Below are 15,052 nucleotides of genomic sequence, written 5' to 3' on the forward strand. Positions count from 1 at the left end.
CAACTGGGCCTATGGCTGGGAAAATGCCCGCGACGGCCTCGACGGAATCGCCATCGACCTGCCGCCCCTGCCCGGCCCGGCCGACGGAGCCCTGATCCCGTTGAACATCCAGATCAAGGATCCGATCTGGCCGGGCCGCAACATGATCGATGTCAGCGTCTCGGTGAAACCGGGCGAGGCCCGCACCGTCTGGCTCGACCTGCGCGACCGCATCCTGACCGCCGACAGCCTGTACCTGACCCTGGCGGCCGACAGCATAGCATTTGGTCCCCGGGCCCTGGACGGGACGAAGATCCGCCTGGTGCTGAAAGACCGCGACCTCGCCAAGCGCGAACATGTCGCCGACCGTCTGAACCAGGTGAAGGACAACTGGGCCTTCCTGGTGGAGGAACACACCACCTCAAAGCGCCAGGGCCTCTACCTGCGGCTCTATGCCGACATCAGCGATCTGCTGAAGTTCGATCCCGACAACCGCATCGGCCGCGAATACTGGGGCGACATCACCTATGGCAGCCAGGGCTGGCCGGCCTTCGAGCAGCCTGTCCCCAAGGATGGAACCCCGCTGTGGGCCTTCCGTCAGACCGAAAACCTCAAGCTGGTCAGCCAGTTCATCACCTGGTGGATCGACGAGCGCCAGGTCGACTACGGCGACTTCGGCGGTGGCATTTCCGACGACAGCGATTTGACCCAGCAATGGCCGGGCGTGGCCCTGATGGGGGTCGATCCGGACAAGATTCGCGACTCGCTCAACCGGCTGACCGACGCCTCGTACCGCAACGGGATGTTCACCGACGGCCTGTCGACGATCGCCGCCGACGAGTTGCACGCCTATGAGGAGGGCATCAATTCCAACAGCGAGGCGATGTATCTCGACTATGGCGATCCCCTTGCGGTCGAGCGCCTGTTCACGACGGTCAAGGCCCTGCCGAAGATCATCACGACCAACAAGGCGGGCCACCTGCACTTCAATACCAACTGGTACAGCGGTTCCCTCTCGTACCGCGAAGGCCCCTGGGAGTGGCAGAAGCCCTATTCGTTTGGGGTGGTGCATCCGGCTATCCTGATCGGCGACTACAATCGCGATCCGACGGCGCGCGGCATCGTGACGGGTCTGGCCGACGGCTACCTGGCCCATGTGAAGGCCGACGGCTCCTACCCCAATGAAATCCACTGGCCGACGGATGCCGAACGCGGCGGGACGGTCCTGCAGGGCTCGGGGGCCAGCGGTCCGTTCCAGATCTTCTGGGCGGCCTGGAAGCTCACCGGCGACACCCGCTATCTGAAGCCGGTGGAATGGCGGATCAGCAAGAACGGCCTGAAGTCGCTGGGTGACATCAACGAAAACGCCCTGGCGGCCCTGAAGCTGGATGTCACCAACCGCGAGGCGATCCTCAAGGCCTCCGGCAAGGGCAGTCCGCTCGAGCGCTACGCCGCCTGGACCCTGACGGGCGACAAGCGGCATCTGGAAAGCCTCTATGCCGACGACATCCAGTGGGCGGCCCAGCACATGTACATGCACACCGAGGGCCACTGGTGGTCGGATCGGGTGGAGATCCCCAGCGACACGCTGCAGCGCTCACGGCTGGGCGGAATCGCCAACAAGCGCGGCCAGATGACACCGGGCCATACGGTCAGCTGGCGCTTCGAAGGCGGGGCAAGGGCCGAGGACGTCGCCATCCTGGTCCGGCCCGCCGGTCCCGAGGCGTTCAAGGTGGTGGCCTATAACCTCACCGACCGGCCTGTCGTCGCCACCATGACCGGCTGGTCTGTGGCACCCGGCCAGTGGCGGCTGACCCAGGGCCTCGACACGGATGGCGACGATCGTCTCGACGGCGCGGCCGAGACCCGTTCGGTCGCTTTCGAGCGGACGAAGTCTGTGACCCTGACCCTGGCCCCGCGCCAGACGACGGTGGTGGACATGGCCCTGGCCACCCCGGGCGATGATCCTGCCGCGCGCGCCGACCTCGGGATCGGACGCGGCGATGCGACCGTCAAGGGCCGGTCGCTCCAGGTCAGGGTCCATAGCCTTGGAGCCCAGGCCAGTCTGGCCGCCCGGCTGCAACTGGTGGATGGAACGGGCAAGGTGCTGGACACCGCACCGGTGCCCGCCCTGAAGGCCCCCACCGACCTGCTGCCGAAGGGGACGAGCGTCCGGTTGAAGATCCCCGGCGGCATCAAGACATCGGGCCTGCGCGTGCGTATCGTCACCGGACAGCCGCAGATTACCGCCCTGAACGACGCCATCGTCCTGCCCTGACGCGACTTCTGGAGCCCTGAACCATGACCCGCTGCAAAGCCCTGATCCTTGCCCTGACCCTGGCCGCCGCCTCACCGGCCATGGCCCAGACCGCGCCGGGACCCGCCACGACGCCGGCCCCGGCCGCGCCACCGGTCTATCCGCCCTATGGCCGCTCCGTGACCCTAGCCGAGGCCCGGACAGCCGCAGCCGCCGCCGAAGCCGAGGCCCGCAAGAATGGCTGGAGCATGGTCATCACCGTCGTCGAGCCGAACGGAGCCCTGGTCCTGAGCCAGAAGATGGACGGCACCCAGTACGGCTCCAATGACGTGGCGCGGCGCAAGGCCGAGACCGCAGCCAACTTCCGCCGCCCGACCAGCATCTTCCAGGAGGCGGTCAAGAGCGGCACCCTGAACGCGATCTTCACGGGGGCCCTGGCGATCGAGGGCGGTGAGCTGCTGATCGTGGAGAACCGGATCATCGGGGCGATCGGGGTCTCGGGCGGAACCGGGGCCCAGGACGGACAGGTGGCCCGTGCCGGGGCCGCCGCGCTCAAGTAAGGCTTTTCAGCCAGTCCCTGAACTGGGGATCGTCATCAGACGGGCGGGGTCAGCGAGGGCTCCGCCCGGATCATTCTTGCGCTTCGGTGCAACCTCGTCGTGTCCGAACACCCGATCCAGGCTGAAGGTCGCGGGGAAGGTCCTGGCCAGATAGAGGCAGAGCCGGGTCAGGGCCTCGAACTGCTCATGACTGTAGGGCAGATAGATCCCGGCCTTGATGTTGCCGTCCGCTGCGACCTTGCGCACCTCATCGACGCTGTACCACTCATCATTCGCCGAGCGGCGGGTGCAGCGCCCCCGCACATCGAGGACCACCTCGCCGTTCGCATCGCGGACGGCATTGAACCAGGGACAGAATACCCCGTCCTCCTGGGCCTCAAAAAGGGGCCCCGGATTGTTCATCTCGAAGCCGACATAGTAGCGCGAAACGCCCGGTCGACCAGTGACGGGACACTGGCTCTGACCAGCGTGCGACCCCCATTCGCCCCATTCGAAACCCTCGGCCAGAAAGATCGTCCCGGTTCGACTGATCTCGCCGTAGTGGAAACCGTTCGCCTGCGCCGAGCGCATCATGTCGAGGCTGCGCCGGTCGGAATCCTCCGCCCCATTGCCTGCCTGGCGAATGCGATAGGCATCAAAATGGACAATCAGGCCCTCAAGACCCTGCGGTCGCAAGCCCTGGACCTTGTGCCGGATCCCGGTGGCCGTCGTGAAAACTGGCGGGGCATAGTCCCCCAGATGTCTGCGCGGGGGACGATCATCGTCCTCGCCGTCGGCCAGACGCTGGAAGTCGCGGCAGGCACCGGCCCAGACGAACTGGCCGCCGTCGAGCTCGAACCACTGGCTGACGCCCTGGACCTCTTCGCCGGCGACTGAGCCCCGGATGGCGAAGCGAACGCCCGCCTCGATCCCGCCCGCACGCGGCGACTGCCTTCGCGGCTTTCCCAGCCGGATATTGAGCCTGCCCGCAGCCTCAACGGTTCCGGGCCCGTTTGGAAAGGGATTGGCCATGGCAGCCCCGCTCTGACGGATCATTGTCGCGGCCAGGATGTGCGACGACCCAGGATAGCAGAACGGGGACAAAACTCAACCTGAAGGTTTATGCCAGCAAGACGCTGCCGCTATCCGGCAAACTCCCGGGCGAACAGGGATTCATACTCTGCGATCTGGACCACGGCCTCGGGCGCGATCAGGCGCGCCACGGCGGCCGCGAAACTGACGGGGGCCAGGCCCGACGCACTGACCAGCCGGTCGCTGGAGACAGCCCGGGGGCTGTCCAGATAGAGGGCCTCAGCCCCGTAGGTCGGAGCCTGGGCCTGCAGCCATTCCAGACCGTTGGAGGTATGGGCCCGACCTTCGAACAGGCGGGCCCGTGCGGCGGCAACCGTTCCGGCGCAGATCGCACCGACGATCTTGCCGTCAGCCAGGCTCTGGCGCAGCAGGGCAAAGACGGCCGGGTCATCATAGGCGATCCAGGCATCCGACCCGATCAGCAGGAACACATCGGCATCGGCCAGCACGGGGTCATCAAAGCGGTAGTCGGCCGCGGCCAGAACACCGCCGATGGACGTCACGGGCTCGCCGTCCGGGGTGGCGATCTCGATCTGGACGCCGAATTCGCGCCGCAACAGCGCCAGAACAGCCCCGGCCTCCCAGTCGGCCCAGTCCGGTTGCAGGAAGGCCACGGCAACAGTCATCGTAAAATCCTCACGACAGGCTCAGGGCTGTTCTGCGTAATCGCCGTCGACGCCCGCTTGATCTCGCGTTGCGTCTACCGCATCGCACCCGGACGTCCTACATTATGAACATGACCGACACCGCCGCCCCTTCGTCGTCAGGCTTCGACCTGACCCCGCCCACCGAGGCCGAACGCGAACGCCTGGAAGCCGACCTCACGGCCGAAGAAGCTCGGGTTCTGCTGCACCACGGGACGGAGGCTCCGTTCTGCGGTGGCCTTCTGGGCGAGAAGAATACCGGGGTCTATTGCTGCCGCATGTGCGGACTGCCCCTGTTTCGGCATCAGACCAAGTTTGAAAGCGGCACCGGCTGGCCCAGCTTCTACGCGCCCTATGACGAACGCCATGTCGGCGCGATCAAGGACACCTCCTACGGCATGGTCCGTATCGAAACGGTCTGCGCCCGTTGCGGCAGCCATCAGGGCCATGTGTTCCCGGACGGCCCGCCTCCGACCCGCCTTCGTTACTGCATCAACTCGGTTTCGCTGCAGTTCGTGAAAACCGGCGATCCGCTGCCCGACCCGCTGCACCGCGGAGACTGCCTCCCCGACTGACGGGCGGTTGACCTTCAGGCCTTCCTGACATTCATTGTGCCATAAGTTTCGCAGAACGAACGAAACGGCCCCTGGATGGAAGGACGCCCATGGTAACGACCCAAGCCCAGCCGCTGGCGCTGCTCGGCGCGGCCGGCTCGCCCTACACCCGCAAGATGCTGGCCCTGCTGCGGTATCGCCGGATCCCCTATGCCATCCACTGGGGCAGTCATCGCACGCCACCGGCCGGATTTCCGGAGCCCAAGGTCAAGCTGCTGCCGACCTTCTACTTCCCGAAAGACGACGGCTACGAGGCGGTGACGGACTCGACCCCGATCATCCGCCGGCTTGAGGGCGACCATGCCGGCCGCTCGGTTCTGCCGGGCGATCCGGTGACCCGCTTCCTCGGCGATCTGATCGAGGACTATGCCGACGAATGGCTGACCAAGGCGATGTTCCACTTTCGGTGGGCACACCCGGCCGACATCGAAAATGCCGGCCCCATGCTGGTGTTCTGGAACAGTCCGGTCATCCCGGACGAAATCGCCGGCCGCGCTTCGGCAGAAATCTCGAAGCGGCAGATTGACCGGCTTTACGTCGTTGGATCCAACGCCACCACCGCTGCGACTATCGAACAAAGCTACGAACGCGCCATCGACGCGCTCGACACCGTGATTGCGCAGCAGGGCTATGTGCTGGGCACACGGCCCTCCGCAGCTGATTTCGCAATCTACGGCCAGCTGACCCAACTGGCGATCATCGAGCCGACGTCCGCCGCCATCACCCAGAAGCATTCCCGCCGGGTTCGGGCCTGGCTGGATCGCGTCGAGGATCTGTCCGGGCTGGAACCGGAAACGGCGGCCTGGACACACCGCGATCAGCTCAAGTCGATGCTGCGCCCCCTGCTCAGTGAAATCGGCCGTGTCTATGTGCCGTTCCTGCTGGCCAATGCCCGGGCGACGATGGCCGGCCTGCCGCAGTTCGAAACCGAGATCGACGGCCGACCCTGGGCGCAGCCGACCTTCCCCTACCAGGCCAAATGCCTGGGATGGCTCAGGGAGTCCTATGGCGAGCTTTCGCACGACGACCGCACGGCCCTGGACGACGTTCTCGCGGGAACGGGCTGCGAGCGCCTGTTCGGCGAGGTTTGACGCCAAGCCCGAGGCAACGTCAGGAGCGGCCCCGCACCGCGAGGCTGCTCCTGCCGCGGACCGATCTCGCTAGAAGTCGGCCGAAAGGGTGAACTGGATGGTCCTGTGCGAACCCGGACGGAAGGTCGCCAGGGTGTTCACCGTCGTTCCGATCGTGCCCAGATAGTCCGTGTCGAAGATGTTATCGACATTGACCCGGGCCTTGACCTGCTCGAACGGCCCGAACCCGAAGCCTTCACCCATATCGACATAGGCGTTCCAGATCATGTAGCCGGCCGTATGCTCGGTATTGACGAAGTTGGTGAAGCGGTCGTCGATCAGACGCCCCGAAAGGTTGAAAACCAGACCGTCGGTCGGTTCCACCGTGACACCGCCCTGGAAGATCCACTCGGGAAAGTCAGGAACCTGCTTGCCCTTGATCGACAGGGTAACCGGAGCGGCTGAGGCGCTGGCCCGGTAATTCAGGACGTTATCCTGGAACTCGGACTTGTTGTACGAGACGTTGGTGTTGAAATAGACCTTGCCGTCCAGCAGTTCAGGTTTCCACTGGCCGCTGAACTCGACGCCCGAGGCCTCAACCGCACCGACATTCTGGAAGAAGCTCTCCACCGTGGTGCTGCCCGGCACGATGCTGTTGAACTGCTGTAGCCGGTTCTTGAACTCGGTCTTGTAGACGACCAGCGAAGCGTTGAAGGTCGGCCGGTTGGCGCGATAGCCGAGCTCCAGATTGGTCGAGGTTTCGGCCTTGGGCGGTGTCACCGTCGGGCTGGCGGCCGACAGAACGTCATCGGCACCGCGCGGCAGGGCCATGTTTTCGGAGTAGGACGCGAAGACCTGGTCGCGTGGCCCCACCGAATAGACCAGGCCCACCTGCGGCAGGAAGCTGTCGGACCAGTTGGTCTGGATCGTCGGCTTGCGGCTGTTGATGTAGTCGGCCGGGTTGCGATAGCCGCTGATCTTGTAGTCGACATCCAGGGTCTTGAAGCCCAGCTCCAGCTTCAGATCGCCGTCCATCAGGCTCACAGTGTCTTTCAGGAACAGCTGCACCGTCTGGCGGGTCGAGACATAGTTGCGCTGCAGGTGAACCGGCTGGTTCAGCAGCGGGGTGCCGTCGGGATCGCCGTTCTCGACATTGTAGCGCGCCTGGGTGCGGTGATAGTCGTCGTCTTCCAGCCAGACGCCGGCCGAGATCGCATTGATCCCCAGATGCCAGTCGCCCTTGGCGGTGATGCCCTTGCGCGTGCCGTCGATGCCGGACAGGCCGTACTGCAAACCCTTCGGCGCGGTCAGGCCGGCCACGATCAGCCGCTCGTTATTGTAGCTGGTCAGCGAGGTCGCATAGGCCTCGGGCGAGACGCCGTATCCGCCCTTGTCTTCGTAATAGGCCGTCGAAGTCAGGTCGATGTCGTCGCCGATAGCGGTCTTGAAGGTCAGGCCGTAGAGGTGGTCCTTCCGCTTGTTGACCGCAAACTTGTAGTACTGGTTGTAGTTGGCGTTGGAGAACGGGACGCCCGCCGTGGACGGTGCCAATACAGGCACATAGCCCAGATAGGCAAAATCGCGGCCCGAACGACCGAAGAGGTCATTGGCGCGACCGTCATACTGGGCCTTGGTGATCGACGGCGAGTCGTAGTCGTAATAGTCGTTGTGGACGGTCTGGAAGGTCAGGCTGCTGTCTTCGCCCATGTCCCAGCGCAGCTTGCCCTCATAGTGCTTGCGGTCGATGGTGCCCGGGCCGCGCCACAGGTCGCCCTCGATCCATGAACCGCTGACATAGCCCGAAAAGGGTCCAACCTTGCCGCTCTCGAGCCGCAGGAAGGTGCGCTTGAGCGCGTCGCTGCCGCGCGTGTAGCTGGCAGAGCCGCCGGCGTCCTCGCTGGGGGCCTGGGTGAAATAGTCGACGATCGGACCCAGCGAGGCGTAGCTGGGCAACGCCACGTCCCCGGCCCCTGCCGAAGCCGTGACCCGCAACAGGTTCTCATTATCCACATAGCGATAGATCGGGCTACCGCCGAACTGGTCGCTGCGCCCCATCGGGATATCGTCCAGCAGGAAACCGATCTGCTGGAAATTGAAGGCCCGGACCGAAACCGAGTTGCCGAACTCGTACATGCCCAGTGCGTCATTGGCCTGAACATTGAAACCCGGCAGACTCTCGAGCATTTTCAGACCCGTGACCCCGGCCGGGGCCGACAGCAGGGCTTCGCGGGTGATCGAGACCGTCGCCGTGGCGTGGTCGGTGCCGATGGCAACGCTGGCCTCGGATACGCGCTTTCCGGTGACCACCACGCGATCGACTTCGCTGGATGAGGCTTCCTGGGCCAGAACCGGCGTCGCGACGGCCAGGACCGTGGCCGACAGCAGGGCAAGGCGCAGACGAGGCCGGGCACCCAGACGGAAACTCAGTGACTTGATCAAGACTATCCCCATTCATCTCGAGCGGCGCGTCGCGGCGGGGAGGCGCCGGACATAGCCGGATTGTTCCGAAGACTGATGGCCCATGACACGCGGTTTTCCGCTGCGGGGCTGCGCTCAAAATGTCAGGAGGCGCGGCTTGGCCGTGATTGCCCGTGCACTGCGCCGCTCAACCACCGGGACAGCGATGAACGCTCCAAAAATGAGCGCTTGGCTCTGCCGGCACCTATCGCCGTGGACTGGGGCCCGCGACGCGAACCCGTCTCTGCCAAGGAATTTAAAGGATATGGTGCGGGCGGTCGGGGTCGAACCGACACTCCTTTCGGAACCGGATTTTGAGTCCGGCGCGTCTACCAGTTTCACCACGCCCGCAAACTTCGCATCGCGCGAAGGGCCGTCTCTCTAGCAGGCACCGAGTCTGAATTCCAGTGCCGAGACGGGCGGGCTAGGGTCTCGGTACACAGGAGATTCCCGTATGCCGCGTCCCGGCCCCCGCAATCTGATCACCGACGTCGCCGGCCTGACCGTGGGCTCGGCCCAGGACGACTGCGTACGGTCTGGCGTCACCGTGCTGCTGTGCCCCGAGGGCTGGAGCGCGGCGGTCGATGTGCGCGGCGGCGGCCCCGGCGTCCGCGAAACCGAGACCCTGTCACCGGAGAACAGCTTCAGCCGGGCTCACGCCATCTGCCTGTCCGGCGGCTCGGTCTTCGGGCTCGGGGCCGCCGACGGCGTGGCCAGCGCCCTGTCTGTCCGCGAAGTCGGGGTGCGCCTGGCTGCGGGCTCGCCGGCCATCCCGATCGTTCCGGGCGCCGTGCTGCATGACCTCGGTAACGGGGGCGACAAGGCCTGGGGCCTTGATCCGCCCTATCGCGCCCTCGGCATTGCAGCCGTCGAGGCGGCCTCCGATCAGTTCGAGCTCGGTGCCGTGGGCGCTGGACGCGGGGCCGTGGCCGGACTGGTCAAGGGCGGGTTGGGATCCGCCTCGATCGACCTTGGGGGCGGTCTGGTCGTCGGGGCCCTGGTGGCCGCCAATCCGGTCGGCTCGGTCTATATGCCGGACCGAGAGACCTTCTGGGCCTGGCCCTTCGAAATAGACGGTGAGTTCGGCGGCAAGGTGCCGACCGGGCCGACAAGCGCGACCGATCCGCTCCCCGACGACACAAAGCTGGGCGCAGCCGGTCGCCTGCGGGCCGGGGCCAATACTACCCTCGCCATTGTCGCCGTCACCGCCGACCTGACCACCGCCGAAGCCAAGCGTGTCGCGATGATGGCGCACGACGGCATGGGCCGCGCCGTTCGTCCTGCCCATACCACCTTCGACGGCGACGTCGTGTTTGCGGTAGCATCCGGTGCCGTCGCCCTTGGTGCGGGACCGACGCGGCCGGTCGACATTACAAGGCTGGGCTCAGCTGCGGCTGACTGTCTGGCCCGCGCCATCGCCCGGGCCGTCTACCGGGCCCGGGACTTTACGGAACAATAGTCTCGCCCCCGGCCAACTGGGTGGCCGCAGCCTCGAGGCGCGACAGCAGACGCTTGAGACCAACGACCTCGTTGGGGGCCAGTCCGGACAGCAGCGCCGCCTCATAGGCCCGGGCCAGGGGGGCAATCTCGGCAAACAGACGGCGGCCGGCGGCCGTGAGCTCCATCCGGTGCGAGCGGCGGTCGGCGCGCACCGTCGTGCGGGCCACGAGCCTGCGCTCGACCAGATCCTGCGCCGCCCGGCTCACCCGGACCTTGTCCATGGCGGTACGGGTCACGGCGGCGTGCTGGGTCAAGCCGCCTTCGGCCAAGACCGACATCAACCGCCACTGCGGGATGGTCAGCCCAAACCGGTCTTCATAGGCGCGAGCGATCAGCCGGCTGACGGCGCTGGCCGCCGTCGACAGCTGATAGGGCAGATAGTCCGCGAGGCTCAAAGCGTCCTCGGGGGCCTCAGACACTGCCGTCAGGGGAGAGACCGTTGCGGTCATGACCCATTCCCTTTCGTCCTCCCGGGCGTGATCGCCATTCTGAGGACGACCTTTCGCCAATCCCAAATGCAGTCCGCTGGACCCGAATCGGATCCAGCTCATTTTCCTGCGCCTCGATGTGGCACGCCGCTCAGCGAAAGCTCAACGCCGGCCCGGCAGGCTAAACGGAAAGACCCGGTTTCGCCTGCTGGTTGTGCAGACGCTACTCGGCCCGCTCGCCGGAACGGCGCCCCTCCCCGTCACTGCCATCGCCCCGGAAAGGCAGGGTCGCATTCAGCGCCGACTGGCAGGCCTGCAACTCCTTCAGGCAATCCCCCCGGCTCCAGAAGTCCGAGACGTCGATCACGGCCATGCGAACCTGCCGGCTATAGTCCTTGTGACTGAGCAGCTTGGGCTCTTCGGGCTTGTGATCATGGGGCTTGTGATCTGCGGGCTTGTCGGCCGGCGGCGGCGCGGGGGCTGGCGGCGGCGTGATCACGACCGTCTGGGCTCCGACCCTGGGCCCGACAATGGACAGGCCCGGGGCGGCATGGCCGATCGCAATCACCAGACAGGCCTCGCACTTGCAACCAGTTCCGTGACCGGGATGCCACTCCGGATGGGCCTCGGCCTCGCCATGCACCTTGGGCTCGGGCTTGTGGGACCCGTGTCCATGGCCGCCGGAATCAGGCTTGTGCGGCTTGTCTTCCGGAGGTGCCTTGTCCTCCAGCGCCTTCCGCAGCGAAGCGAGAGCCTTGGCGCACGGCCCCCCGAAGCGGAGCAGCGGCCCGATACGGGCCTCCATTTCCTCGATCAGTTCCTGGGTCTTCTGCAGCAGTTCTCCCGAGGGCGCGCTGCTGGCGGCGACACAACGGGCCTTGATCGCATCGTGGATGATCTTCGGGACGTTGGTATCTACACCGCGCCGGTCCCGCCGCCCCAGCAATCGGCCGGCGGCGAACGCCAGGCCGGCGATCAAGAGGGCGGCAAGGATCAGCCCGACCAGCAAGGTCGGATCGAACACAGGCACGGGCTGCTCTACCGGAAACTCCGACTGGTACACCCCACCCTCCCTGCAATGCGTCGCGGCCATGATGGCGTGTAGGATGGTTAACGCAACCGGCGATCTTGTGAACGCCCTCGCTTGCTATCCCTTGCGAGAAATAACGCCCCTCGCGCGAGCACCCTTATCGTAGCGCGAAGCACCACCATAGACGGCCACCTCGCAAAGGATGTCGCCACCGGGATCCGCAGCCCAGAGGTAGTTGCGTTCGACTTCAACATTGCGACCGGCCGGCGAAATACCCTCGAACGTGTCGCCCCAGGGAATCACCTTGGACAGGTCGCGCCAGGTCAGGGTCATGCCGCGCGCCAGTTCGTCCTGCGCCATCGCGTCCAGATCAGGGTCAGTCATCAGAGCTCTTTCGTAAAACCTCGGCCTGCCCGCCGCCTCGACAAGCCCGCTGGCTCGGGCTACCCCCAAGCCGGGTCGAGGAGACAGTCATGGGCATTCCAAAGGGCAAGCGCGACTTTCGCGATGAGGACCGGCTAGACCCCCGAGAACGCCACCAGGTGGAATACTGGATGAAGCGCTGGGGCGTAACCAAGGACCAGCTCGTGGCCGCCCATCGCAAGGTCGGCAATTCGATCAAGGATATCGGCGCAGAGCTCGGCAAGAAGCGCTAGCGCCCCTTCCGGCCTGACTGCCGCCGTCAGATCGCGACCCGATCCTAGCGCTTGTCCCTCTGAAAGGCCTTGGCTTCAGCCGCCAGGGATGAGGTTGCCGGGTCGAAGGGTTCCGGCTCGGGTTCGAATGGCAGGCTGCCGGCCACGCCCCGCAGGGCCAGCCACAGCGGATGGCTGAAATGGCCCAGGATCCGCAGGGGCCGGCGCTTGTCGTCGGTAACGTCCCAGCCTTCAAGCTCGAACTGGTCCGCCTGGGTCCGCATCGACTTGACGTCGATACCGTCCCAGCCTTCGGGATCCGGGATCAGCGCGGCCTCATCAGCGGTGAGGCCGAAGGTGTCCCGCGCCAGCTGGTCGATCTCCGGGAAGTCAGCACGCGCCTGGGGCTCGGCAAAGGCCGGCTTCATCAGGGCGCGGTGCTCCAGTTCGGCAAAGCCCGGCAGGTCGATCAGTCGGCGCAGAGCCACGATCAGGCCTGGGAGTCAGCGATGTCGCGGAAATACGGAACGACCTCGCCCTGCAGCTTGATCGTCATCGGATTGCCCTTGCGGTCGAGGGTCTTGCCGGCGGTCACGCGCACCCAGCCTTCGCTGACGCAGTACTCGTCTACATTGGTCTTTTCGACGCCCTTGAACCGGATGCCCACACCGCGTTCCAGCAGTTCGGCATTGTAGAAGGGGCTGTCCGGGTTGGTGGCCAGGCGGTCGGGAGGGGTGTCGCTCATGTCATCGGCTTTCGAAATTCGGTGGGCCAGAGGCCTCAGACGCGGGTGATAGCCACCCCTCGCCCGAAATCCAAGCGCCACGATGCAGCACCCAGCCGTACCGGCCGGGATGGGCCCGGGCAGCCACCGCCCGAAATGCAGCTTCCTGGCCCTGATCAGTCCGTCGGGAGCCTGCTGCAGTGCATCAGGGGAGGACAAGTCCTGCGGCCCCTGCTAGCTACACATGACAGATATCTGGAGCTCGCATGCTGCGTCGTATGTACGATTGGGTCATGGGACTCGCCGCTTCGCGGCATGCCCCGACCAGCCTTTTCGCGGTTTCGTTCGCCGAGAGCTCATTCTTTCCCATCCCGCCAGACGTCATGCTGGCCCCGATGGTCCTCGCCCGGCCGGACCGCGCTTGGCGTTACGCGACAATCTGTACCCTGGCCTCGGTCCTCGGCGGGATCCTCGGCTACTTCATCGGCTTCTTCCTGCGCGACTTTGGCCTGTGGCTGATGGAGATCACCGGCCATGCCGGCGGCCTTGCGGAATTCAAATGCTGGTATGACAAGTACGGCGTCTGGGTGATCCTGGCCAAGGGCCTGACCCCCATCCCCTACAAGCTGGTTACGATCGCCTCCGGCATCGCGGCGTTCAGCTTTCCGATGTTCATCATCGCTTCTGTCATCACGCGAGCGGCGCGGTTCTACCTCGTGGCCTACGTGGTCAAGAAGTTCGGCCCCACACTCCTGCCCGTGATCGAACGGCGCCTCGCCCTCTTTGCCGGCGGCCTGTTTGTCCTCCTTGTTATCGGCTTGACGGCAAGCCATTTCATCGGTGGCAGCAGCGGAGGTGCCTGCGCGGTATGACGAGCGAACCTGAAGGTCCGGTGGCAGTCCCGCTTGGGACGGCCGCAACCGAAACGACACCGGCATCCGAGGTCCGGGCGACCCTGCTGGTCGAAGCCGAAGTGCAAACGCCCCTGGCGACCGGCCTCACCCTTCTGCCGACCGCCTTGCCAGTCGTGGCCTTCCTGGCCAGCGCGGCTATGCTGGGCACAGCCCATGCCTTCGAGACCTTCGGCAAGATGGCCCCGTGCAATCTTTGCCTGAAGCAGCGCGAGGTCTACTGGGTGGCCTTGACGGTGGCCGGTCTTGCCATTGTCGCCGGCCGCACGCCGTGGGCCCAGAAGCTGCGGCAGCCGTTCAACCTGCTGCTGGCGGCCATCTTCCTGTTTGGCGCAGGTCTTGCGGCGTTCCATGCCGGTGTCGAATGGAAGTGGTGGCCCGGCCCGACCAGTTGCGTCGGCGGTTCGGCGGCCGTGACCGGCGACCTGGTGGCGATGCTGAAGGGCGGCGCGATCAAGGCCCCCTCCTGCGACAAGGCGGCCTGGGTGTTCCTGGGCCTTTCGATGGCCGGCTGGAACGCCCTGGCCTCGCTGGGTCTCGCCGGCATTTCGCTGCTGGCGGGCCTGCGCAAACCGCTCCAGGCGCAGACATGACCGGCCCCGCTCCCAGACGTCCGGGTACGGGGGCCCCCAAGGCCCGCCTGGCCGAAATCCTGCGGGTCGACCAGGCCGGCGAACTGGCTGCGGTCCATATCTACCGGGGCCAGGCCGCCGTGATGCGGGTCAGCCCGGGCCGGGCGCACATCGCCGAACAGCTGCAGGAAATGGAAGGCCACGAGCAGGTCCATCTCAGCCGCTTCGATGCCCTGCTGACCGAGCGGGGCGTGCGTCCGACGCTGATGTCGCCCGTCTGGCGAGCCGCCGCCTTCGCCCTCGGAGCCGGCACCGCCCTGCTGGGTGACAAGGCGGCCCACGCCTGCACCGAAGCCGTCGAATCGGTGATCGAAAAGCACTATGCCGGTCAGATCCAGGAACTGACCGACCGCGATCCGGAACTCGCTGCCGAGCTTTCGAAGTTCCGTGACGATGAGTTGGCCCATCGCGATCTCGCCATCGCCGAAGGGGCCCGCGAAGCGCCCGGCTATGGCCTGCTGTCCGCCGTGATCCAGGCCGGTTGCCGCGCCGCCATCCGGATCAGCGAGAAGATCTGATCCCGCACCTCTGAGATGAACA

Annotated in this window: 16 protein-coding genes, 1 tRNA gene and 1 pseudogene; 9 read left to right on the top strand and 9 right to left on the bottom strand. The window is 65.7% G+C overall.

What is annotated here, in order from left to right:
* Both DBR10_RS01655 and DBR10_RS01660 read left to right on the top strand, forming a co-directional pair.
* Nucleotides 1-2,257 (top strand): annotated as a pseudogene (locus tag DBR10_RS01655) (LamG-like jellyroll fold domain-containing protein); the annotation flags it as partial.
* Between the two features lie 23 nt (nt 2,258-2,280).
* Nucleotides 2,281-2,796 (top strand): GlcG/HbpS family heme-binding protein, encoded by a 516-nt coding sequence (locus DBR10_RS01660; RefSeq protein WP_108505049.1) that lies wholly within the window; start codon nt 2,281-2,283, stop codon nt 2,794-2,796.
* A 6-nt stretch (nt 2,797-2,802) separates the two neighbouring features.
* Here DBR10_RS01660 and DBR10_RS01665 read toward each other — a convergent pair whose 3' ends face one another.
* A complete protein-coding gene (locus DBR10_RS01665; RefSeq protein WP_108505050.1) occupies nt 2,803-3,831 on the bottom strand; it encodes an N-acetylmuramoyl-L-alanine amidase in 1,029 nt (342 codons plus the stop codon).
* An 86-nt stretch (nt 3,832-3,917) separates the two neighbouring features.
* Nucleotides 3,918-4,493 (bottom strand): DJ-1/PfpI family protein, encoded by a 576-nt coding sequence (locus DBR10_RS01670; RefSeq protein WP_108505051.1) that lies wholly within the window; start codon nt 4,491-4,493, stop codon nt 3,918-3,920.
* Nucleotides 4,494-4,603: 110 nt separating this feature from the next.
* Here DBR10_RS01670 and msrB point away from each other — a divergent pair, with 110 nt between their 5' ends.
* A complete protein-coding gene (gene msrB / locus DBR10_RS01675) occupies nt 4,604-5,086 on the top strand; it encodes a peptide-methionine (R)-S-oxide reductase MsrB (protein WP_108505062.1) in 483 nt (160 codons plus the stop codon).
* A gap of 89 nt (nt 5,087-5,175) precedes the next feature.
* Nucleotides 5,176-6,216, top strand: a complete 1,041-nt coding sequence (locus DBR10_RS01680) for a glutathione S-transferase family protein (protein WP_108505052.1) — start codon at nt 5,176-5,178, stop codon at nt 6,214-6,216.
* Nucleotides 6,217-6,285: 69 nt separating this feature from the next.
* Here DBR10_RS01680 and DBR10_RS01685 read toward each other — a convergent pair whose 3' ends face one another.
* Nucleotides 6,286-8,646: a TonB-dependent receptor gene (locus DBR10_RS01685; protein ID WP_108505053.1), complete on the bottom strand. Its 2,361-nt coding sequence runs from the start codon at nt 8,644-8,646 to the stop codon at nt 6,286-6,288.
* A gap of 272 nt (nt 8,647-8,918) precedes the next feature.
* Nucleotides 8,919-9,003: transfer RNA gene (locus DBR10_RS01690), tRNA-Leu, on the bottom strand.
* Between the two features lie 103 nt (nt 9,004-9,106).
* Here DBR10_RS01690 and DBR10_RS01695 point away from each other — a divergent pair.
* Nucleotides 9,107-10,111, top strand: coding sequence for a P1 family peptidase (locus tag DBR10_RS01695; protein WP_108505054.1), 1,005 nt, complete (start codon nt 9,107-9,109; stop codon nt 10,109-10,111).
* On the opposite strand, the gene DBR10_RS01700 is transcribed toward DBR10_RS01695, so the two are convergent.
* The 3 genes from DBR10_RS01700 to DBR10_RS01710 all read right to left on the bottom strand — a co-directional run bounded on the left by DBR10_RS01700 (nt 10,098) and on the right by DBR10_RS01710 (nt 11,970).
* The gene (locus DBR10_RS01700) at nt 10,098-10,601 is read right to left on the bottom strand and encodes a MarR family winged helix-turn-helix transcriptional regulator (RefSeq protein WP_108505055.1); all 504 of its coding nucleotides are present in this window, start codon (nt 10,599-10,601) and stop codon (nt 10,098-10,100) included. The two genes, DBR10_RS01695 and DBR10_RS01700, sit on opposite strands and share 14 nt — an antisense overlap.
* A gap of 202 nt (nt 10,602-10,803) precedes the next feature.
* Nucleotides 10,804-11,610 (bottom strand): hypothetical protein, encoded by an 807-nt coding sequence (locus DBR10_RS01705; protein WP_233243172.1) that lies wholly within the window; start codon nt 11,608-11,610, stop codon nt 10,804-10,806.
* Nucleotides 11,611-11,727: 117 nt separating this feature from the next.
* Complete coding sequence (locus DBR10_RS01710) at nt 11,728-11,970, bottom strand: hypothetical protein (RefSeq protein WP_108505063.1); 243 nt, start codon at nt 11,968-11,970, stop codon at nt 11,728-11,730.
* A gap of 113 nt (nt 11,971-12,083) precedes the next feature.
* Between DBR10_RS01710 and DBR10_RS01715 the strand changes: the two genes are divergently transcribed.
* Nucleotides 12,084-12,266: a DUF3606 domain-containing protein gene (locus tag DBR10_RS01715; protein ID WP_108505057.1), complete on the top strand. Its 183-nt coding sequence runs from the start codon at nt 12,084-12,086 to the stop codon at nt 12,264-12,266.
* Nucleotides 12,267-12,310: 44 nt separating this feature from the next.
* On the opposite strand, the gene DBR10_RS01720 is transcribed toward DBR10_RS01715, so the two are convergent.
* Together DBR10_RS01720 and DBR10_RS01725 are read right to left on the bottom strand one after the other, a co-directional pair.
* Entirely contained in the window at nt 12,311-12,733 is a 423-nt protein-coding gene (locus tag DBR10_RS01720) for a hypothetical protein (RefSeq protein WP_108505058.1), read from the bottom strand.
* 2 nt (nt 12,734-12,735) lie between these two features.
* Nucleotides 12,736-12,990, bottom strand: coding sequence for a DUF3297 family protein (locus tag DBR10_RS01725; RefSeq protein ID WP_108505059.1), 255 nt, complete (start codon nt 12,988-12,990; stop codon nt 12,736-12,738).
* A gap of 245 nt (nt 12,991-13,235) precedes the next feature.
* Here DBR10_RS01725 and DBR10_RS01730 point away from each other — a divergent pair, with 245 nt between their 5' ends.
* From DBR10_RS01730 to DBR10_RS01740, 3 genes are read left to right on the top strand one after another with little or no spacing between them, the layout of a single operon-like run.
* Nucleotides 13,236-13,841: a YqaA family protein gene (locus DBR10_RS01730; protein WP_108490397.1), complete on the top strand. Its 606-nt coding sequence runs from the start codon at nt 13,236-13,238 to the stop codon at nt 13,839-13,841.
* Between the two features lie 20 nt (nt 13,842-13,861).
* On the top strand, nt 13,862-14,473 hold the full coding sequence (locus tag DBR10_RS01735) for a disulfide bond formation protein B (protein WP_369831696.1): 612 nt from the start codon (nt 13,862-13,864) through the stop codon (nt 14,471-14,473).
* Nucleotides 14,470-15,030: a demethoxyubiquinone hydroxylase family protein gene (locus DBR10_RS01740; protein WP_108505061.1), complete on the top strand. Its 561-nt coding sequence runs from the start codon at nt 14,470-14,472 to the stop codon at nt 15,028-15,030. Before DBR10_RS01735 ends, DBR10_RS01740 begins: the two co-directional genes overlap by 4 nt.
* Nucleotides 15,031-15,052: the final 22 nt, after the last annotated feature.

It is taken from the genome of Caulobacter sp. HMWF025 (assembly GCF_003060965.1).
Taxonomy (GTDB): domain Bacteria; phylum Pseudomonadota; class Alphaproteobacteria; order Caulobacterales; family Caulobacteraceae; genus Caulobacter.

Excerpts from the sequence above, each read along its gene's own strand:
- DBR10_RS01725 (WP_108505059.1), bottom strand. The coding sequence starts at position 12,990 with ATGAGCGACACCCCTCCCGACCGCCTGGCCACCAACCCGGACAGCCCC.
- DBR10_RS01665 (WP_108505050.1), bottom strand. The coding sequence starts at position 3,831 with ATGATCCGTCAGAGCGGGGCTGCCATGGCCAATCCCTTTCCAAACGGG.
- msrB (WP_108505062.1), top strand. The coding sequence starts at position 4,604 with ATGACCGACACCGCCGCCCCTTCGTCGTCAGGCTTCGACCTGACCCCG.
- DBR10_RS01700 (WP_108505055.1), bottom strand. The coding sequence starts at position 10,601 with ATGACCGCAACGGTCTCTCCCCTGACGGCAGTGTCTGAGGCCCCCGAG.
- DBR10_RS01670 (WP_108505051.1), bottom strand. The coding sequence starts at position 4,493 with ATGACTGTTGCCGTGGCCTTCCTGCAACCGGACTGGGCCGACTGGGAG.
- DBR10_RS01695 (WP_108505054.1), top strand. The coding sequence starts at position 9,107 with ATGCCGCGTCCCGGCCCCCGCAATCTGATCACCGACGTCGCCGGCCTG.
- DBR10_RS01685 (WP_108505053.1), bottom strand. The coding sequence starts at position 8,646 with ATGGGGATAGTCTTGATCAAGTCACTGAGTTTCCGTCTGGGTGCCCGG.
- DBR10_RS01660 (WP_108505049.1), top strand. The coding sequence starts at position 2,281 with ATGACCCGCTGCAAAGCCCTGATCCTTGCCCTGACCCTGGCCGCCGCC.
- DBR10_RS01710 (WP_108505063.1), bottom strand. The coding sequence starts at position 11,970 with ATGGCGCAGGACGAACTGGCGCGCGGCATGACCCTGACCTGGCGCGAC.
- DBR10_RS01715 (WP_108505057.1), top strand. The coding sequence starts at position 12,084 with ATGGGCATTCCAAAGGGCAAGCGCGACTTTCGCGATGAGGACCGGCTA.
- DBR10_RS01740 (WP_108505061.1), top strand. The coding sequence starts at position 14,470 with ATGACCGGCCCCGCTCCCAGACGTCCGGGTACGGGGGCCCCCAAGGCC.
- DBR10_RS01730 (WP_108490397.1), top strand. The coding sequence starts at position 13,236 with ATGCTGCGTCGTATGTACGATTGGGTCATGGGACTCGCCGCTTCGCGG.
- DBR10_RS01680 (WP_108505052.1), top strand. The coding sequence starts at position 5,176 with ATGGTAACGACCCAAGCCCAGCCGCTGGCGCTGCTCGGCGCGGCCGGC.